Origin of the sequence: Amycolatopsis sp. M39, from assembly GCF_001651785.1 — a bacterium.
Classification (GTDB): domain Bacteria; phylum Actinomycetota; class Actinomycetes; order Mycobacteriales; family Pseudonocardiaceae; genus Amycolatopsis; species Amycolatopsis rubida.
This window is the reverse complement of record NZ_LWSF01000029.1, coordinates 54,865-73,097: the sequence shown is the minus strand read 5'-3', so window position 1 is coordinate 73,097 and position 18,233 is coordinate 54,865. Positions and strand designations below refer to the sequence as shown.

General features: G+C 69.7%; 14 protein-coding genes and 2 pseudogenes. 6 read left to right on the top strand and 10 right to left on the bottom strand.

Annotated elements, in window-relative coordinates; translation table 11 throughout:
* Nucleotides 1-88: 88 nt before the first annotated feature.
* Nucleotides 89-1,545: pseudogene (locus A4R44_RS38475) on the top strand (flavin-containing monooxygenase).
* A 46-nt stretch (nt 1,546-1,591) separates the two neighbouring features.
* Here A4R44_RS38475 and A4R44_RS38470 read toward each other — a convergent pair.
* Nucleotides 1,592-3,079, bottom strand: a complete 1,488-nt coding sequence (locus A4R44_RS38470) for a chitinase (protein ID WP_067592293.1) — start codon at nt 3,077-3,079, stop codon at nt 1,592-1,594.
* 126 nt (nt 3,080-3,205) lie between these two features.
* On the opposite strand from A4R44_RS38470, the gene A4R44_RS38465 reads away from it, so the two are divergent.
* Nucleotides 3,206-5,608, top strand: coding sequence for a Tex family protein (locus A4R44_RS38465; RefSeq protein ID WP_198545616.1), 2,403 nt, complete (start codon nt 3,206-3,208; stop codon nt 5,606-5,608).
* A gap of 57 nt (nt 5,609-5,665) precedes the next feature.
* Here A4R44_RS38465 and A4R44_RS38460 read toward each other — a convergent pair whose 3' ends face one another.
* Both A4R44_RS38460 and A4R44_RS38455 read right to left on the bottom strand, forming a co-directional pair.
* Nucleotides 5,666-7,393 carry an acyl-CoA dehydrogenase gene (locus tag A4R44_RS38460; protein ID WP_067592287.1) on the bottom strand — a complete coding sequence of 576 codons (1,728 nt, stop codon included), beginning with the start codon at nt 7,391-7,393 and terminating at the stop codon, nt 5,666-5,668.
* A 12-nt stretch (nt 7,394-7,405) separates the two neighbouring features.
* Entirely contained in the window at nt 7,406-8,734 is a 1,329-nt protein-coding gene (locus tag A4R44_RS38455; RefSeq protein WP_198545615.1) for a serine hydrolase, read from the bottom strand.
* Between the two features lie 277 nt (nt 8,735-9,011).
* Between A4R44_RS38455 and A4R44_RS38450 the strand changes: the two genes are divergently transcribed.
* Nucleotides 9,012-10,544, top strand: coding sequence for a DEAD/DEAH box helicase (locus A4R44_RS38450; protein ID WP_067592281.1), 1,533 nt, complete (start codon nt 9,012-9,014; stop codon nt 10,542-10,544).
* Between the two features lie 158 nt (nt 10,545-10,702).
* Here the strand turns inward: A4R44_RS38450 and A4R44_RS48575 are convergent, their stop codons facing one another.
* A complete protein-coding gene (locus A4R44_RS48575) occupies nt 10,703-11,011 on the bottom strand; it encodes a hypothetical protein (protein WP_157905107.1) in 309 nt (102 codons plus the stop codon).
* Nucleotides 11,012-11,322: 311 nt separating this feature from the next.
* Between A4R44_RS48575 and A4R44_RS52830 the strand changes: the two are divergent.
* The 3 genes and pseudogenes from A4R44_RS52830 to A4R44_RS51345 all read left to right on the top strand — a co-directional run.
* Nucleotides 11,323-11,622: pseudogene (locus tag A4R44_RS52830) on the top strand (trypsin-like serine protease); the annotation flags it as partial.
* Between the two features lie 89 nt (nt 11,623-11,711).
* Nucleotides 11,712-12,350: a tachylectin-related carbohydrate-binding protein gene (locus tag A4R44_RS48565; protein WP_067592279.1), complete on the top strand. Its 639-nt coding sequence runs from the start codon at nt 11,712-11,714 to the stop codon at nt 12,348-12,350.
* A gap of 62 nt (nt 12,351-12,412) precedes the next feature.
* The gene (locus A4R44_RS51345) at nt 12,413-12,628 is read left to right on the top strand and encodes a cold-shock protein (RefSeq protein WP_067592277.1); all 216 of its coding nucleotides are present in this window, start codon (nt 12,413-12,415) and stop codon (nt 12,626-12,628) included.
* On the opposite strand, the gene A4R44_RS38430 is transcribed toward A4R44_RS51345, so the two are convergent.
* The 6 genes from A4R44_RS38430 to A4R44_RS38405 all read right to left on the bottom strand — a co-directional run bounded on the left by A4R44_RS38430 (nt 12,629) and on the right by A4R44_RS38405 (nt 18,210).
* Nucleotides 12,629-13,624 carry a YdcF family protein gene (locus A4R44_RS38430; RefSeq protein WP_095213875.1) on the bottom strand — a complete coding sequence of 332 codons (996 nt, stop codon included), beginning with the start codon at nt 13,622-13,624 and terminating at the stop codon, nt 12,629-12,631.
* 46 nt (nt 13,625-13,670) lie between these two features.
* Nucleotides 13,671-14,555 (bottom strand): ABC transporter permease, encoded by an 885-nt coding sequence (locus A4R44_RS38425; RefSeq protein ID WP_067592271.1) that lies wholly within the window; start codon nt 14,553-14,555, stop codon nt 13,671-13,673.
* Nucleotides 14,542-15,318, bottom strand: coding sequence for an ABC transporter ATP-binding protein (locus tag A4R44_RS38420; protein WP_067592269.1), 777 nt, complete (start codon nt 15,316-15,318; stop codon nt 14,542-14,544). Before A4R44_RS38420 ends, A4R44_RS38425 begins: the two co-directional genes overlap by 14 nt.
* A 25-nt stretch (nt 15,319-15,343) precedes the next feature.
* Entirely contained in the window at nt 15,344-16,399 is a 1,056-nt protein-coding gene (locus A4R44_RS38415) for an ABC transporter substrate-binding protein (RefSeq protein ID WP_067592267.1), read from the bottom strand.
* Between the two features lie 114 nt (nt 16,400-16,513).
* Nucleotides 16,514-17,539, bottom strand: coding sequence for an S-adenosylmethionine:tRNA ribosyltransferase-isomerase (locus A4R44_RS38410; protein WP_067592265.1), 1,026 nt, complete (start codon nt 17,537-17,539; stop codon nt 16,514-16,516).
* Nucleotides 17,536-18,210 (bottom strand): SDR family oxidoreductase, encoded by a 675-nt coding sequence (locus tag A4R44_RS38405; protein ID WP_067592263.1) that lies wholly within the window; start codon nt 18,208-18,210, stop codon nt 17,536-17,538. The genes A4R44_RS38410 and A4R44_RS38405 overlap by 4 nt, the downstream gene beginning before the upstream one ends.
* Between the last annotated feature and the right edge of the window lie 23 nt (nt 18,211-18,233).

Here is an 18,233-nt window from a genome sequence, read left to right as displayed (position 1 = left end):
CCGCTCGCGAGCCCCCCTGGCCGAACTTCTCGATCGGCTGGCCGCGCTTCCCCTTCCGGCCCCGCACCCGCCTGCGTAGCTTCGGCCTATGGACGACACCCCGTCGGTGCTGATAGCGGGCACCGGGTTCGGCGGAATCGGCACCGCGATCGAGCTGAAGCGCGCCGGTTTCCCGAACGTCACGATCCTTGAGCGGGCGGCCGAGCCGGGCGNCCGGGCGGCGTGTGGCGCGAGAACACCTATCCCGGCGCGGCCTGCGACGTCCCGTCGCCGCTGTACTCGTTCTCCTTCGAGCCCAATCCGGACTGGCCGAAGCGATACGCGATGCAGCCGGACATCCACGCCTATCTCAAGCGCGTGATCACGAAGCACGGCATCGAACCGCACATCCGGTACGGCCGCGAGGTCACGTCCGCGACCTACGGCAACGGCCGCTGGCGCGTCGAAACCGCACAGGGCGAAACCTTCGAGGCAGACGTCTTCGTGCCCGCTGTCGGCCAGCTCTCCCGGCCCGCTCGGCCGTCGATCCCCGGCCGCGAAACCTTCGCCGGCGCGGCTTTCCACTCCGCTGAGTGGAACCACGAAATCCCGTTGGCGAGCAAGCGCGTCGCGGTGATCGGCACCGGCGCGAGCGCGATCCAGTTCGTGCCGGAGATCCGCAAGGAAGCCGCGCACGTCACCGTCTTCCAGCGCACGCCGCCGTACATCATGGCCAAGAACGACGGCCGCTACAAACCGTGGCAGAAGAGGCTTTTCCGCCGCCTGCCGAAGACTCAGCTGTTCGGCCGCGCGCGGATCTTCCTGCTCGCCGAGTACGCGACCTACGGCATGACGCGATACCCGTTGCTGACCAAGATCTTCGAACTGCGGACCGCTCAACTGCGCCGCCGTCACCTCAAGGACCGCACGCTGCGCCGCAAGGTCAAGCCGGACTACCCGCTGGGCTGCAAGCGGATCTTGTTCACCAACGACTACCTGCCCGCGCTCGCCCAGCCGAACGTCTCCGTCGAAACGTCCTCGATCAAGGAAATCACCCCGCGCGGCGTGCGCACCGAGGACGGCGCGGAGCACGAGGCGGACGTGCTGATCTACGGCACCGGGTTCAAAGCGACGGAATTCCTCGGCCCGCTGAAGGTGTTCGGCCGCGACGGCCGGTCGCTGGCCGAGGCGTGGAGCGGCGGCGCGCGGGCGTACCTCGGCATGACGGTGCCGGGATTCCCGAACCTGTTCTGCGTCTACGGCCCCAACACCAACCTCGGCGCGGGCTCGATCATCTACATGATCGAACGGCAAGCGCGCTACCTCCGCCAGGCCGTCGAACACCTCGCCCGGCCGGACGTGACGTCGCTGGAGGTGCGCGCCGAAGTCGAAGAACGCTACGACCGCGAGGTGCAAGCGCGGCTCTCGCACAGCGTCTGGAGCGGTTGCACAAGCTGGTACCGGCAGGAAAACGGCCGGGTGAGCACCAACTGGCCCGGGCTGGTCACCGAATACGACCGCCGGACCAGGACACTCGACCCGGCCGACTACCTGGTGCGCTCGTGAGTGCTGATCACGGTTCTCACCGTGATCAGCACTCACGAGCGGCTGCTCAGGGCAGGTTCTTCAGCCCCGCGCTGACCGTGTTGGCAAACCCGTAACCGTTCGACGCGTCCCAGTTGATGGACCAGGTCATCGCGCCGCGGAACTCCGGATACGTGGCCGGCGGCTTGAACGACGCGCAACCGGTGCCCTTGGCCATGCAGTTCATCGCCGACACGACGTTCGACGGCGACTGGTACCCGCCGCCGGCCGCCGAGCCCGAGGACGGCAGCCCGAACGCGACCTGGTCGGCCCGCAGGCCGCCCTGCAGCTGGATGCACGAGAGCGCGGTGAGGAAGTCGACGGTGCCCTGGGAGTAGACGTTCCCGTTGCAGCCGTTCATCGCGCCCGAGTTGTAGTACTGCATGTTGACGACGGTGAGGATGTCCTTGACGTTCAACGCCAGCTGGAAGTAGCCGCCCTGGGTGGACTGCATGTCGATCGTCTGCGGTGCCATGGTGATCACCGAGCCGCCGCCGTCGTGGATGCTGCGCAGCGCCTGCCCCATGTAGGTGGCGTTGATGCCGTTCTCCAGGTCGATGTCGACGCCGTCGAAGCCGTAGGTGGAGATCAGCTGCTTCACCGAGTTGGCGAAGTTGCTCGCCGACTGGCTGTCGCCGACGCTGATCGTGCCCTTCTCGCCGCCGACCGAGATGATCACCTTCTGGCCGCGCGCCTGCACGGTCTTGATGTCCGCGCGGAACTGCGCGTCGGTGTAGCCGCCGAGCTTGGACGACAACGCCGGGTCGAGCGTGAAGCTCACCGCGCCGGGCGTCGTGGTGGCGTCGGCGAAGGCGACCGCGATGACGTTGTACGTCGTGGGCACGTCAGCGAGCTTCAGTGTCTTCGCGCCGTTGTCGAAGTTCTGCCAGTAGCCGGTGAGGATGTGCTTCGGCAGGTCGCCGTTGTGCGGCGGCGTGCTGGTCGTGGTGGTCGTCGGCGGGGTTGTCGGCGTGGTCGACGTCGTGGGGCTCGTGGAGGTCGTGGGCGGGGTGCCCGGACCGTCGAGGCTGACGTCGTCGGCGAGGTAGGTGGGCTGGCCGTACCAGCCGTGCAGGTACACCGTGAGGCTGGTGGACGAGCCGGTGGTGAAGCTCAGGCTGAGCTGCTGCCAGCCGGTCGCACCGGGCGTCCAGGTGTTCTGCACGGCCGAGCCGGAGACGCCGAGGTAGACGTAGCTGCCCTGCACCCACGCGGACAGCTTGTACGCGGTATTGGGCTGCACGGTGACCTGCTGGGAGCACTGCCCGGTGTCGGAGCCCGACGGCGCCGCGCTCAGCGAGTGGCTGCCGTCGTGCGCCTGGGTCGAGACGACCGACGCGGTCGCGTTGCAGGTCCAGCCGGAGAGCGAGCCGCTCTCGAAGCCGGGATTGGCGAGGATGTTCGCGGCCGACGCGCTGCTGGTGCCGAGGGCCAGCGTGACTCCGAGCGCGAGCGCGACCGAGGCCAGCAGGGACACCAGGGCGGGCAGCCGCCGGGGGGACGGGTGTGGGGACACGGGCAGACCTCCGCAGGGGCAGTGAGCCAGATCACCTCAAAATGGACTAGACCAATGCGGATGTCAAGGAACTTCCGGAGGTGCTTCGGCGGGCCATCCGCAGCGGGCGGGGCGGGCAGCGGCACAATGCAGGCTCGGAGCAACCCGAGACGAAGCAGGAGCCTGGTTTTGAGCGTGCAGTCGGTCGAGCAGCGGATCGCCGAAGAGCTGGGGGTGCTGCAAGGGCAGGTCAAGGCCGCCGTCACCCTCCTCGACGAGGGGTCCACGGTGCCGTTCATCGCCCGGTACCGCAAGGAAGTCACCGGAGAGCTGGACGACGCCCAGCTGCGCACGCTTGAGGAGCGGCTGCGCTACCTGCGCGAGCTCGACGAGCGCCGCGCCGCGGTCCTGGAGTCCATCCGGAGCCAGGGCAAGCTGGACGAGGCGCTGGAAGCGCAGATCCTCGCCGCGGACACGAAGTCGCGGCTGGAGGACATCTATCTGCCCTACAAGCCGAAGCGGCGGACCAAGGCGCAGATCGCCCGCGAGGCCGGTCTGGAGCCGCTGGCCGACGGCCTGCTGAGCGACCCGTCGACCGACCCGCAGGCGGCCGCCGCGGTGTTCGTCGACGCGGACAAGGGCGTCGCGGACACGCAGGCCGCCCTCGACGGGGCGCGCGCCATCCTGGTCGAGCGCTTCGCCGAGGACGCCGACCTGATCGGCGAGCTGCGCGAGAAGATGTGGACCGAGGGCCACCTGACCTCGAAGGTCCGCGCGGGCAAGGAGACCGACGGGGCCAAGTTCTCCGACTACTTCGCCTTCTCCGAGCCCTACACCAAGCTCCCCTCGCACCGGATCCTCGCGATGCTCCGCGGCGAGAAGGAAGAGATCCTCGACCTCACGATGGAGCCGTCCGAGCCGGTCGCCGAAGACGCTCCGCCGCGCGTCGGCCCGACCGAGTACGAGCAGCGCATCGCCGCCCGCTTCGGCGTCCGGCAGGAAGACCGTCCGGCGGACAAGTGGCTCGGCGACACCGTGCGCTGGGCCTGGCGCACGAAGATCCTGCTGCACCTGGGCATCGACCTGCGGATGCGGCTGCGCCAGTCGGCCGAGGACGACGCCGTGCGCGTGTTCGCGGCGAACCTGCGCGACCTGCTGCTGGCCGCCCCGGCGGGCACCCGCGCGACGATGGGTCTCGACCCGGGCTTCCGCACCGGCGTGAAGGTGGCCGTGGTCGACGCGACCGGCAAGGTCGTCGACACCCATGTCATCTACCCGCACCAGCCCGCGAACAAGTGGGACCAGTCGATCGCCGAACTGGCCGTGCTGGCCGGGAAGCACAACGTCGACCTGATCTCGATCGGCAACGGCACCGCCTCGCGCGAGACCGACAAGCTGGCGATCGAGCTGATCAAGAAGCACCCGGAGCTGAAGCTCACCAAGGCCGTGGTCTCCGAGGCGGGCGCGTCGGTGTACTCGGCTTCGGCGTTCGCTTCGCAGGAACTGCCGGGCATGGACGTCTCGCTGCGCGGCGCGGTCTCGATCGCGCGCCGGCTGCAGGACCCGCTCGCCGAACTGGTGAAGATCGACCCGAAGTCGATCGGCGTCGGCCAGTACCAGCACGACCTGTCCGAGGTGTCGCTGTCGCGTTCGCTGGACGCGGTGGTCGAGGACTGCGTGAACGCGGTCGGCGTGGACGTGAACACCGCGTCCGCCCCGCTGCTGACCCGGGTTTCGGGCATCACGACCTCGCTCGCGGAGAACATCGTGGCGCACCGCGACTCCAACGGCCCGTTCCGCTCGCGGACCTCGCTCAAGGACGTCGCGCGGCTCGGCCCGAAAGCGTTCGAGCAGTGCGCGGGCTTCCTGCGCATCCCGGACGGCGACGACCCGCTCGACGCGTCCTCGGTGCACCCGGAGGCGTACCCGGTGGTGCGGCGGATCCTCGACCGCACCGGCAGCGGCATCCGCGAGCTGATCGGCAACGCCCGGACTCTGCAGGCGCTGAAGCCCACCGAGTTCGTCGACGACACCTTCGGGCTCCCGACCGTCACCGACATCCTGTCCGAGCTGGAGAAGCCGGGCCGCGACCCGCGGCCGGCGTTCAAGACCGCGACCTTCGCCGAGGGCGTCGAGAAGATCGGCGACCTCAAGCCGGGCATGCGCCTGGAGGGCGTGGTGACCAACGTGGCCGCGTTCGGCGCGTTCATCGACGTCGGCGTGCACCAGGACGGCCTCGCGCACGTTTCGGCGCTGTCGAAGAACTTCGTGAAGGACCCGCGCGACGTCGTGAAACCGGGCGACATCGTCAAGGTGAAGGTGCTGGAGGTCGACGTGCCGCGCAAGCGGATCTCGCTGACGCTGCGCCTGGACGACGAGCCCGGTGCGGGCACCAACCGCGGCGGTGGCGGCGGCCGGGACCGCGGCCAGGGCGGCGGTCAGCGGCGGAACCAGCAGCAGCGCGGTGGCGGCGGTGGCCGGGAACGTCGTGATTCCGGCGGCAACGGCTCGATGGCGGACGCTCTCCGGCGCGCCGGATTCGGCAAGTAGCCCCACGAGAACGGCCTCCGCGCTTTCGAGCGCGGAGGCCGTTCTCGTGGTCTTGGCTCAGGGATTCATCTCATACGCGCCGGAAAGCTCGCGCACGATCGCCCACACGCGATCGAACCGGTCGCCGTCCACCACCGGCTTCCGCAGCCCGGCCAGTGCCAGTTCCTGCTGCTCCTCGGTGGAACTCGGCTTGCCGTGCAAATCGACCGCGGCGACGCTGAAGTCCTGCACCAGCACCGCGAACAGCTGGTCCAGCACATCGTCTGACACGCCGGTCAGCTCAGCCTGCTCCAGAATCAGCTGCCCGTACACGACGAGCGTGAACAACTCGGTCAGCGCGAGACCGAAGTCCAGGTCCTTCTGCTGCGCCTCGTCCGGGGTCGCCTCGGAAAGCAGCCGCACCAGCACGTCGGCCTGTTCGGTGAACCGGGCGACGTTCGGCAGGTGCTTCGCGTTCTCGTACGCCGGCTTCCAGTCGTGGAAGCGGATCTTCGACAGTCCGCGCGCCGGGCCCTGCCGGAACAGGAAATCGTCGTCGGAGGCGTCGTCCCGAGTCGGCACCGCCGGGTACTCCTGCGGCGCGAACAGGTACGCGGGCATGAACTTCGCGATCAGCGCGAGGTTCACCGCGACCGTGCCCTCCAGCTTGGGCAGGCCGTCGATGTCGTTCTTCGCCATCGCGAGGTAGGTGCCTGCCTCGAAACCCTTGGCCGCCACAACGTCCGCGACCAGCCCGATCACCTTCTGCGCCTCGGTGGTCACCTTCATCTTGGTGATCGGGTTGTACAGCAGGTAGCGGCGGTCCTGCTGGTTCGCCGAGCGGAAGTAGTCGATCGCGCGGTCGGAGAACAGTTTCATCCCGGTCAGCCGCGCGTAGGCCTCGACGAATTCGCGGCGCACGTGCGGGAAATCGGTGACCGGGTTGCCGTACAGGATCCGGTTCTGCGCGTGCGTGATCGCCTCGTACAGCGAATGCGTCGCCATCCCGATGCCGCCGAAGCACAGGTTGAACTTGCCGATGTTGACCGTGTTCAGCGCGGCGCTGAAGGCTTCGGCTCCGGTGTGGAGGATGTCCTCGGCGCGCACCGGGTAGTCCTCAAGCCGGAACTCCGCGACATACATCTGCGACGGCACGATGTTCTTCACGACGTGGTAGTTCGGATGCTCGGAGTCGGCGTAGAAGAACACGTACTGCTCGGGCCCTTCGACGCCGTCGATCCGGCCGAACACCGAAACCGTGCGGGCGCAGTTCCCGTTGCCGATGTAGTACTTCGACCCGTTCGCGCGGTAGCCGCCCTCGCCGTCCGGAGTGAGCACGAGGTCGGAGGAGTAGATGTCCGCGCCGTGCTCCTTTTCGGACAGTCCGAACGCGCCGACGCCGCCCTCGGCCAGCGCTTCCGCGGCACGCTTGCGGGCGGCCGCGTTCCCGCTCTGCCACACCGGTCCGAGGCCGAGGACGGTGACCTGGAACGGGTACCAGTAGTTGAGGCCGTAGAAGCCGAGGATCTCCGCCAGCGCGGCGATCCGGCTGGTGTCCCAGCGCTTGCCCGGGTTGCCGGCCGAATCCGCGGCCGGGGTGAGGAAGGTGGCGAACAGGCCTTCCTTGCCGGCGAACTCCAGGAAGTCGGCGTAGAACTCCCGGTCGTGATACGCCTGCGCGAGACGGCGTTTGCCGCGCGCTTCGAACCAGCCGATCGTCGCTCGCAGCAGCCGCTGGGTCTCCGGGTCGAACCTCCGGGCGTCGTAGTCGCGCGGGTTCAGCAGCGCTGTCGCCGTTTCGCTCATCGCATCTCCAGGTCAGCTGATATTACTGCCCGGTAACTTTAGCGCGGTGCGGCCGCCGGACTCCACCGCGTCCACCCGGCCGTGGTCGTCGCGCCGGAAACGCGCGCTCGGCCTGCGGGTGTCCGACGCGCGCGCGACCACGTCCTCGGCGACGAAGGCGACCTCGAACGGCGGGGCCGAGAGGACGTCCGGCTGATCGGTGTCGAGGAGCATCTGCGCCCAGAGCGAGCCGTCGCGTTCGGTGAAGTCAAAGATCAGCGAGCCCGTCCGGTACCGTCCAGGGCAGTCGCCCGGGTCGACTGCCCTGGACGGACGACTGCCCAGTTTCGGCAGGTCAGCCACGTTCTCCAGGCACCAGTCGACGATCCGCGGGCCGAGCGCGCCGCCGCCCGCGCTGTTCGTGAGGACGGTGACCGCGAAGTTCTCGCTCGGCACCATGACGAACTCCGACAGCTGCAGGTTGCTCACGTTCCCGCCGTGCCGCACCAGCTGTGCGTCGCCGTGGCTCAGCCGCAGCCAGGACAGCCCGGCCTCCTCGAACGGCAGCGCGCCCTCGCGCTGTGCGGCGTGCATGAGGCGGCGAGTCCCGTCACTCAGCACGTCCGCGCCGGTCAGCTGGAATCGAGCCCATTTCAGCTGGTCACGGGCGGTCGACCAGAGACCGCCTGCCGGAGCGTCCGCCCGGGCGAGGCCGACGGTGTGCGCGACCGCCGGGCCGTCCTCGCGCAGTGCGTGCCCGACCGCGTGCCGCCGGGTCAGCACCTCCCAGGGCTGGAAGTACGAGTCCGTCATGCCGAGCGGTTCGAGCAGCCGGGTGCGGACCAAGTCCTCGTAGACGGTGCCGGACACCGCCTCGGCGACGCGGCCGGCCAGCAGGAATCCGGCGTTGCAGTAGGAGAACACCTCGCCGACCGGGAACACCTGCGGCAGCTCGTCGAACCGCTGCACCGCGCGGGCGAGCGCGTCGTCGCCCCAGCCGGTGTCGACCTCGATGTCGCCGAGGAAGCCGGACGAATGCGTGAGGAGGTGGCGCAGCGTCACGGTCTTGCGGGCGAGCGGGTCGGCGAGCCTCAAATCCGGGAGGTACTCGGCCACCGGCCGGTCCAGTTCGAGCACGCCGTCCTCGACGAGCACGAGCACCGCGGTGGCGGCGAACGTCTTGCTGGTGGAGCCGATCATGAACAGGGTGCCGTCGTCGACCGGCGTTCCGGTGTCCACACTGGACACTCCCGCGGTCAGCAAGGTTTCCTTGCCCTCGTGGAAAATCCCGGCCGAGACACCGGGCACTCCCGCCTCTCGCGCCCATTCGGCCAGCAGTCCCCGGAGTTCGTCTGCGCTCATGCGGCCAGCCTCGCACCCGCGTGCGCGGCGGCGATGGCGGAAACGAACGAACATCGCGCGCCCGCTTCGCCGGGCCGCGTGTGGCGGGCTGCGGGCGATATCACGTAGCCCGCCGGATCTTGGGACGGTATAGTGGCCGGTGCGGTCCGCTCAGTTCTGCCTCGGACCGCGTTTCACTGTTGTCGACGACCACGCGCCGCAGCCACCCGAGGCCGCGCCGGGCAGGACAACCGCGCTACCTACGGAGATACGGGACGCTTTCGCGTCCGCACCAACCATGACGACTTTCACTGAACTCGGCCTGCCCAAGCCCCTTGTCGACGCGCTCGCCGCGCAGGGGGTCACCGAGCCCTTCCCGATCCAGGCCGCCACGCTCCCGCACACCCTCGCCGGCCGCGACGTGCTCGGCCGCGGCCGCACCGGCTCCGGCAAGACCTACGGCTTCGTGCTGCCCGTGCTGGCCCGCCTCGCCGCGGGCCCGACGCGCCGCCGCCCCGGCCGCCCGCGGGCGCTGATTCTCGCCCCGACGCGCGAACTGGCCACCCAGATCGAGGCCGCGATCGTGCCGCTGGCGCGCCCGCTCGGCCTCAAGGCGACCACGATTTTCGGCGGCGTGAGCGCGAACCCGCAGATCACCCGCCTTCGCGACGGCGTCGACATCGTCGTCGCCTGCCCCGGCAGGCTCGCCGACCACATGCGCTCCGGCGAAGCGAAGCTGGACAAGATCGAGATCACCGTCCTCGACGAGGCCGACCACATGGCCGACCTCGGCTTCCTGCCCGAGGTCCGCCGCATCATGGCGGCGACCCCCGAGCGCGGCCAGCGCCTGCTGTTCTCCGCGACGCTCGACGGCGGCATCGACGTGCTCGCGAAGCGCTTCATGAACGACCCGATGCTGCACAGCGTCGACTCGGCGCAGTCCCCGGTCTCGACGATGACGCACCACGTGCTGCACCTTGAGGAAACCCACCGGCTGCCCGTCCTGGTCGACCTGACCGCGGCTCCCGGCCGCACCCTGGTCTTCACCCGCACGAAGCACCGGGCGAAGGCCCTCACGCGCAAACTCGTCGCGAGCGGTGTCCCCGCGGTGGAACTGCACGGCAACCTCGGCCAGAACGCGCGCACGCGCAACCTGGAAGCCTTCTCGTCGGGCACCGCGAAAACCCTCGTGGCCACCGACATCGCCGCCCGCGGCATCCACGTGGACGACGTCACGCTGGTGATCCACGCCGACCCGCCGGTCGAGCACAAGGCATACCTGCACCGTTCCGGCCGCACCGCGCGGGCCGGCGCGTCGGGCACCGTGGTGACCCTGATGACCGACGAGCAGGTCGCGGACGTCCGCGCGCTGACCCGGAAGGCAGGGATCTCGCCGACCACCACGCGAATCTCGCCCACGCACCCGCTGCTGGCCGAACTGGCCCCTGGCGACCGTTCGTTCACCGCTTCGCCGCGCCGCCCGGTGGTGGACAACCGCCCGAAAACGGTGACCGCCTCCGGTGCCGCCCCCGGCACTGGCCGACGCCGCGGCGCGCCCTCGGAGAACCGAGGCGGGCTTGGCGCCCGGACCGGCACGCAGTCCCGACGCTCCGGCGGCCGCGGCGGTCCTCGGCAGGGCAGTGAGACTCGCTCTTCGGAGCGGCAGCCAGGTCAGGCCCGCAGGGAAGACCAGCGCCGCGGCACGGGCGCCGGTCGCCGAGGCGCGGAGGGCGCTGGCCGTCGCGCAGCTGGCGCCGACCGTCGCGGATCGGGCCAACCGCCGCGGAACCGCCGGAACGGCACGAGCGGACGGCGGCAGACGGAGTCCTGAGGTGCGCGCCAGGCGGGTCGGGGATCGGTTTGTCCGGTCCCCGGCCCGCTTTGCTGTGCGGGGGAAGTCAGCCCGCTTCCTCGTCGGCGAACCAGTCACCGATGTCCTTCCCCTGGAAAGCTTCTCTCCAGGAGTCGTCGGCACCCCGGTTCGGTATTTCAGCTGGTACCCGCCGTTGTCGCGATCGCCCGGACGCCGTTGGACGCCCGCAACGTCGCCTTCACCGCGCAGGCCCGGGGTCCGCCGAAGCGTCGGCGAAGCTCCCCCGCCGACAACTCTGGCGGCTTCTTCCGCGGAGCCCGCGCCAATTTCCGCGGCTTCCCCTCGTGCACGCACACCGCGTCGACGGCCCCTTCAGCAACACCCAATGAGCGATGCACGCGCGGCCGAAGCAGTTCGGCGTCGGTGCACGAAACGACCCATTCCGCCGCGGCGTCCTCGCCGCGCTCGACAAGATCTCGTCGCACAGAGCCTCTCGCTGCCGAGATCATGCGCGCCGCTTCGCAGTCAGGATACTGGCGCAGCAACGGCGCTCCCGCTCACCGGCACCGCCCGGTAATACCGCACTCCGCGCTCGATAACGTTGCCGTGACTACTCCCCCACGCTTCAGGCTGGCCGTCGCTGCCGAAGGGCACGGCTGCAGCGGCGTTCTCCTAGGACCGCAGTGGATCGTCACCACCAGCGGTTGCGTGCCGGCTGGTCCGGGTCGCCGGCCAGTCCGGTCACCGTCACACCGCGAAGGTCGTCGCGCTGGTCCCGCGGCCGGATCGGGATCTGGTGCTGGCCGAGCTCGCCGCCCCGATCGGCAACGTCACCCCGATCGCCCTAGGACGGACCGCTCCAGCGGCGGGCGAAACGCTCACCGTCGCCGGGTTCGGCCGTACCTCCGACACCTGGGTTCCGGACAAGGCCACGACCTCGCTCTTCACCACCGCGTCGGTCGCCGCCACCACCTTCGGCCTCACCAACGCCGACGGGCACGACGCTTGCCTCGGCGACGCGATCCGCACCACCGCGAACAACACTCCCCAGCTCGCCGGGATCAACTCACGGTCGTGGCAGCACGGCTGCCGCACCGTCACCGAGACCCGCCAGGGCAGCGTCGAAACCCGCACCGACGACCTCGTCGACTGGATCCGCGCGCAGGCACCCGAGCTGGCAATCCAGTGCCAGGCAACGGTTCCGCTCTTCGCCGTCACCAGCGACCCGCAGCTCTACCAGCATCCGAACCGGCACCCCAGCAGTCCACGATCGGTGCCGGCGGCTGGAACGGCTACGTCCGTCTCCTCGCTGGACCCGACGGACTGGTCTACGGCATCCGCGCGAACGACAACGGCTACCGCTACCAATGGAACGGCACCGGCTGGACGGCCGACTCGCGCACCGTCCTCGCCACCGGCTGGACCGGGTTCGACAACGCGGCCAACCACAACCGCATCACCATCGACAGCCGCGGCGACATCTACATGGTCAACGCGGACGGCTCGCTCTCCCGCCGCCGCTACGACCTGGTTGACCGAACCCCTCGGCACCGGCTGGAATTCCTACAACCTCATCACCGGCGGCGACGGCGTGCTCTACACCCGAAGCTCGTCGGCAACGGCAGCCGGAACGCGTTCACCCGCATCACCTCCGCGGGCGCGGACGTCCTCTACACCGTCACCGACAAGGGCGAACTGCGCTGGTACCGCTACCTGCCCTACCGCGGCACCTGGTCCCCCGGCCCGACCGTGATCGGCGACGGCGGATGGCAGAAGTTCTCCGACGTGGAGGCGCAGCGCAACTCCTGCACCGTGGTTCGCTAGGAAAAGATCGCCGTGCCGCGATTCCCTGTGCGGCACGGCGGTCCTTCCCTAAGCTGGCCATCGTGGAACATCTCGGGAAGGTTGTGCGCTGGGAAGTCGAAGAGGGCTGGGGCGTCCTTGAATCAGCGGCCGTCGACGGTCCGGTCTGGACGCATTTCTCGATGATCGAGGCCGAGGGATTCCGGTTCCTGACCGTAGGCGACGACGTGCGGTTCACCGCCGAACGCGCCGAGCAGGACAGCTGCCGCTGGCGCGCGATCCGGGTTCGCGCCGTCTGATCAGCTGAGCAGGTACAGCAAAAACGGCCCCGCTCCCAACAACAGCAACGCCGCCGCGTTCGTCTTCCGGTACTCCAGCAGCAACGCCACGAACTCCCGCAAGAACGCACTGGGCACAAAGTACGACGCCGTCCTCGCCCCGATCACGTTGAGCCGCAACCCCAGCTGCCGCGCCAGCACCGCCGTGCGGAAGACGTGGTAGTTGTTCGTCACCGCGAGAATCGGCCCGGAAAACCCCCGCCGCGCAAGCAAAGCGACGCTGAACCGCAGGTTCTCGCCGGTGGTCGTCGCCCGGTCCTCCAGCACGATCTGTTCCGGCGGAACCCCGGCCTCGATCAGATACCGCGCCATCGCGTCCGCCTCGGACGTCTGTTCGTCCGCGCCCTGCCCGCCGGACACCACCAGCAACGCGCCCGGAGACCGCTGCTGCACCTGCACCCCGCGGTCGAGCCTGCTGGCCAGCAACGGCGGGACCCGGTCGCCCCGCAACCCGGAGCCGAGGACGACCACCGCTCCGGCGCGGGCGCGCCGGGTGACCCGGCTGTAGAGAATCGAGTACAGCAGCAGCGCCGTGAACAGGAACGCGAGGTAACCCGTCACGAACAGCACCGCCATCGCGGCCACCCGCAGCAACGGCTGGTCGTCGAAGACCAGCGAACTCAGCGCGAGGCCGTACACCGCGAGCAGGCCCAGTCCGGCCAGCAGCGACAACAGGTTCGCCAGCCGCCGTCCCTCNCCCTCGCGCCGCAGCATCACGACGCCGTTCGCGAGCAGCGCCCACGGCAGGGCCAAAGCGCCGAGCCCGCCGACGATCGCCACCACCGCGATAATCGCGAACTGAGCCCATTCGACGTGGTTGAAAAACGTCAGCAGCCACAGGCCGGTGAACCCGAGCGCGACCAGGAACCACACCGCGTTGCCGACCCGCCGCGGTTCGCGCGCGAACCGGACGACGAAGACGAGCACGGATGCGATCGCGAACAGCCCGGATGTCATGGTCGGCATTCTGTCTGCCGCGTCCGGGCTGCGCGCGGGCAGGTACTCAGAGTGACGCCGTCAGGCCCCGCGACCGCAGCACCGACCGCTCCAGCGGACGGAACACGATCAACTCGATCGCCACGCCGACGAACAGAATCAGGAAAATCGCCGCGATCACCTTGGGCATCGAGTTGTACGACGAACCGTCGTTCAGATACGTCCCCAGCCCGACGCCGAGGCTCGGCGAACGCGCGATCAGTTCCGCGGCCATCAGCGAGCGCCACGAGAACGCCCAGCCCTGCTTGAGCCCGGCCAGGAACCCGGGCAGCGCGGCGGGCAGCAGGATGTGCCGGGCCGCGGCGAAGCGGCCGGCGCCCATCACCTTGCCGACGCGCGGCAGGATCGGCGGAATCTGGTCGATGCCGGACACGAGGCCGTTCGCGATCGACGGGACCGAGCCGAGCAGCACGACGAAGTAGATCGCCGCGTCGTTGATGCCGAACCAGATCACCGCGGCGGGCACCCAGGCCACCGACGGCAGGCTCTGCAATCCGCTCAGCAGCGGGCCGATCGCGGCGCGCACCACGCGGACCTTCGCCACCAGGATGCCCAGCGGCGTGCCGATCACGACCCCGGCGGCGAAGCCCAAAGCGGCGCGGTGCACCGAAGTCCAGATGAAGCCGAACACCGAACCGTCGGTGACCGTGCTCCAGAACTCGGCCCAGACGTCCAGCGGAGCGGGCAGCGTGGTCTCCGGCCAGAACGCGGCGGCCCACAGGATCTGCCAGATGATCACCAGCAGCACGAGCGCGCCGACCGGCGGCAGGAAGCCGCGCACGAAGCGACGGCGCAGCGACGTGGGCCGCGCGCCGGTGGGGGTGTCGAGCCGGTCCAGACCGGCGCCGACGGCTTCGTCTAGGTCGGGGGCCGCCTGGTCAGGCTGCGGCATGGGTGCTGATCACCTTTCGCAGATCGGCCGTGATCTCCTCGGCAAGCAGTTCAGCGTCGGCGGACGGCACGTCGTGCCACTCGCGGACCACGCGGCCCGGACGCGAGGACAGCAGCACCACTCGCTGTCCGAGCCGGACCGCCTCGCGCACGTCGTGGGTCACGAACAGCACCGACGTACCGGTGCTGCGCCACACCCGCAGCAGCTCGCTCTGCAGCACGTCGCGGGTGATCGCGTCGAGCGCCGCGAACGGTTCGTCCATGAGCAGCAGCGCGTTGCCGTCGTCGCCGCCGACGCGGTGGGTCGCGGCCAGCGCGCGGGCCAGCGCGACCCGCTGCCGCATCCCGCCGGACAGCTCGTGCGGACGCTTGCCTGCCGCGTCGCTCAACCGCACCAGATCCAGCAGCTCAGCGGCCTTCTCACGACGCTCGGAGCGGCCGAAGCCAGCGAGACGCAGCGGCAGTTCCACGTTCCGGGAGGCGGTCAGCCACGGCATCAGCGCGGCCTCCTGGAACATCACCGCGGGCCGCGAAGTGGTGAGAGTGATCTCACCGGCGGACGGCTGGTCGAGACCGGCGACGAGGTTCAACAGCGTGCTCTTGCCGCAGCCGGACGCGCCGAGCAGGCAGACGAACTCGCCCGGTTCGACGGTGAGGTCGACCCCGTCGAGCGCGGTCACGGCACTGCCGGCGGAGCCGAACACCTTGCCCACGCGGTCGAGATGCACGGCGGCGGTCACTGGTCGCGCCAGGGTGGTGGTCATCGCGGATCGCCTTCCGGTCGGGACGTCACTTCGCCAGTTCGGGCGCGTTGACGGCGGGCAGCTGCTGTGCCTTGAGGACCTCGTTGAGCGGGCCGAAGTCGGCGAACCCCTTCAGGTCCGCCACCTGGTCGACGACGCCCGCGGTCACCGAGTCCTTGGCCAGCTGCGGGAACTGCGCGGGCACCGGGTCGGTGGTCAGTTCGATGTTCGCGAACGCGCGGTCGAGCACGGCCGGGCTGAGCGAGCTGCCGGACAGCTCCTTGAGCGCGCCGTTGACGACGGTCTTCGCCTCGGCCGGGTTCTTCTTCGCCCAGTCGATCGCCTGCAGTTCGCCCTTCAGCAGCGCGCGCACGGTGTCCGGGTGCTGCTTGAGGAATTCGCTGCGCACGATCGCGACAGTGGTCGGGAACCGGCCTTCCGGCCACAGCGACTTCTCGTCGACCAGCACCTTCGCGCCCGCGTCGGTGACCAGCCGCGACGACCACGGCTCGGGCAACCAGCCGCCGTCGACCTCGCCCTTGCGGAACGCGTCGAGCGTCTTCGGGTTGTCCAGGTTGGTCACGTTCACCTGGCCGGTCAGGTGCTTCTCGGCGAGGAACTTCTTGAGCGCGACGTCCTGGGTGTTGGCCAGCTGCGGCGTCGCGATCGTCTTGCCCTTGAGCTGGTCGACCGAGGTGATCCCGGGCTTCACCACCAGCTGCGCGCCGCCGGTGACCGCGCCGGACACCAGCTGGATCGCGCCCTTGGACTTGGTGAACGCGTTGATCGCGGGCCCGGAGCCGATGAACGCGACGTCCAGCGAACCGCCGAGCAGCGCGTTCACTTCGGTGGGACCGGCGTTGAACGTCTGGGTCGTGAGCTTGGCGCCGCCGAGGTTCTGCGCGAAGAAGTTCTTCTTGACCCCGATCAGCGCGGGGGTGTGCGTCACGTTCGGGAAGAAGCCGACGCGCACCTCCCCGGCGGCGCCCTGGTCGGTCGCGGCCTCAGTGCGGTCCGCGCGGGAACACCCGGCGAGCGCCCCGAGCACCGTCAGCGCGGCGAGTGCGGAAGCGAGCAATCGGGTTCGCGGAAATGTACGCACAAATGGCCCTTTCGCGGTCAGCGGAACGGGGCGAGAATGACACGTTCACCCGCGAGACTGCATATGCATCCGCATCCCGGGAAATTGTGTGGGATTACTTGACAGGCCCGGGCCTCACCTGCTTGCCAGGAGCGAGACGTCGCCGAACTCGTGCCACAGATACTCCCGCCGCACTGCCGCGTCGTAAGCCCGTTGCACCAGCTCCGGACCCACGACCGCTTCGAGCAGCAGCAGGTGAGAAGCCTCCGGCGCGTGCAATCCGGTAAGCAAACCGTCGACCGCGTGCGCCGGCCGGTCCGGGCCGAGCACCAGTTCGGTCCACCCCGCCGCCGCGGTGACGAGCCCGCCGGGATTCGCGGCCGATTCGATCGCGCGCACCGCCGTTGTCCCTACTGCGATAACGCGTCCACCCTGGTCGCGCACCCAATTGACCAACGCGGCAGTTGTTGCCGGAACGCGAAATCGCTCACCGTACGGCGGTTCCCCGGCTTCCGGCGACGAGACGCCGGTGTGCAACAGGATCGGCGCGAACAGCACACCGCGCGAGACGAGTTGAGTGACCAGCTCCGCAGTGAACGGCCGGGCCGCGCTCGGCATCTCCGCCGAACCCGGATCGAGCGCGAACACAGTCTGGTAATTCGGCAACGGCCACGCACGCGGGACATAGCCGTAGCGGATCGGCCGCCCGACCTTCGCGAGATACCGCGGGACCTCGCCTTCCACTTCGATCTTCGCGCGCCACAGTCGTTGCGCACCGGCGACGTGCGGCTCCCGCAGCGTGACGACGGCACCGGCGGGCAGGCGGAGCCGCTCCCCCACGCGCCCGTCGAGAAGAGGACCTCCAGGGGCGCGGAGTTCGACCACCCAGGTGCCGTCGTCGAGTTCAGTGGAGAAGTGGATGGTGATGACGTAGTCGTCCCGGATGGCGTCGACCGCAGCCGGCAGCGTGCCAGAAGTGTTGATTACCACCAGATCTCCGGGGTGCAAGAACGCCGCCAGCTCGCGGAAAGCGGCGTGCCGCACGCCCTCTGGACCGGCCGCGAGCAGCCGCACTTCGTCCCGGGCGAGGCCGCGCGCTTCGGGCGGCGCGGACGCGCTGCGGTCCTCGGCCAGGTCGAACCGGGTGCGCGGTGCGGTCATGACCGCACCTGCAGATCCGCTGCCCGGAACCGGCCGCTCGCCGGACGTTCCTCCAGCAGCCGCAGGAAAGCCGGCACCGCGGCCTCCGGCAGCGGCCGGTCCGAGATGTCCTCGCCCGGGAAAGCGGCCTGGTGCATGGCGGTGCGCAGATCCCCGGGATCGACGGCGTAAACCGCGATGTCCGGGTTCTCCACGCCCAGCACCGCGCTCACCTGGTCCAGCGCGGCCTTCGCCGAACCGTAGCCGCCCCAACCCTCGTACGCCTCCACGGCGGCGTCGGAGCTGATGTTCACCAGCACTCCCTTTGCCGCAGTGAGCGCGGGCAACAGCAGCCGAGTGAGCGCGAGCGGCGCGAAAACGTTGGTGCGGAAGACCGTTTCCAGCTCGTCCGGCGGATACTCGGCCAGCGGGGGCAGCGGGCTGGCCCCGAGCGTGCTGGCATTGTTGACAAGCAGGTCGAGCCGGGATCCGGCGGCTTCGGCGAGCTGGGCGCGGTGCACGGGATCGGTGACGTCGCCGGGCACCGGGGCGAACCCGAGGTCCGCCGCGGCCGCGCGCAGCGTGCCCGGGTCGCGCCCGGTGCCCAGCACTGTCCATTCGCGACGGACGAGAGCCGCGGCGAGCGCCCGGCCAAGACCGGCGGAAGCGCCGGTGACAACAGCTACTGGCATGGTCCCTCCAGGAGTAGGCACCT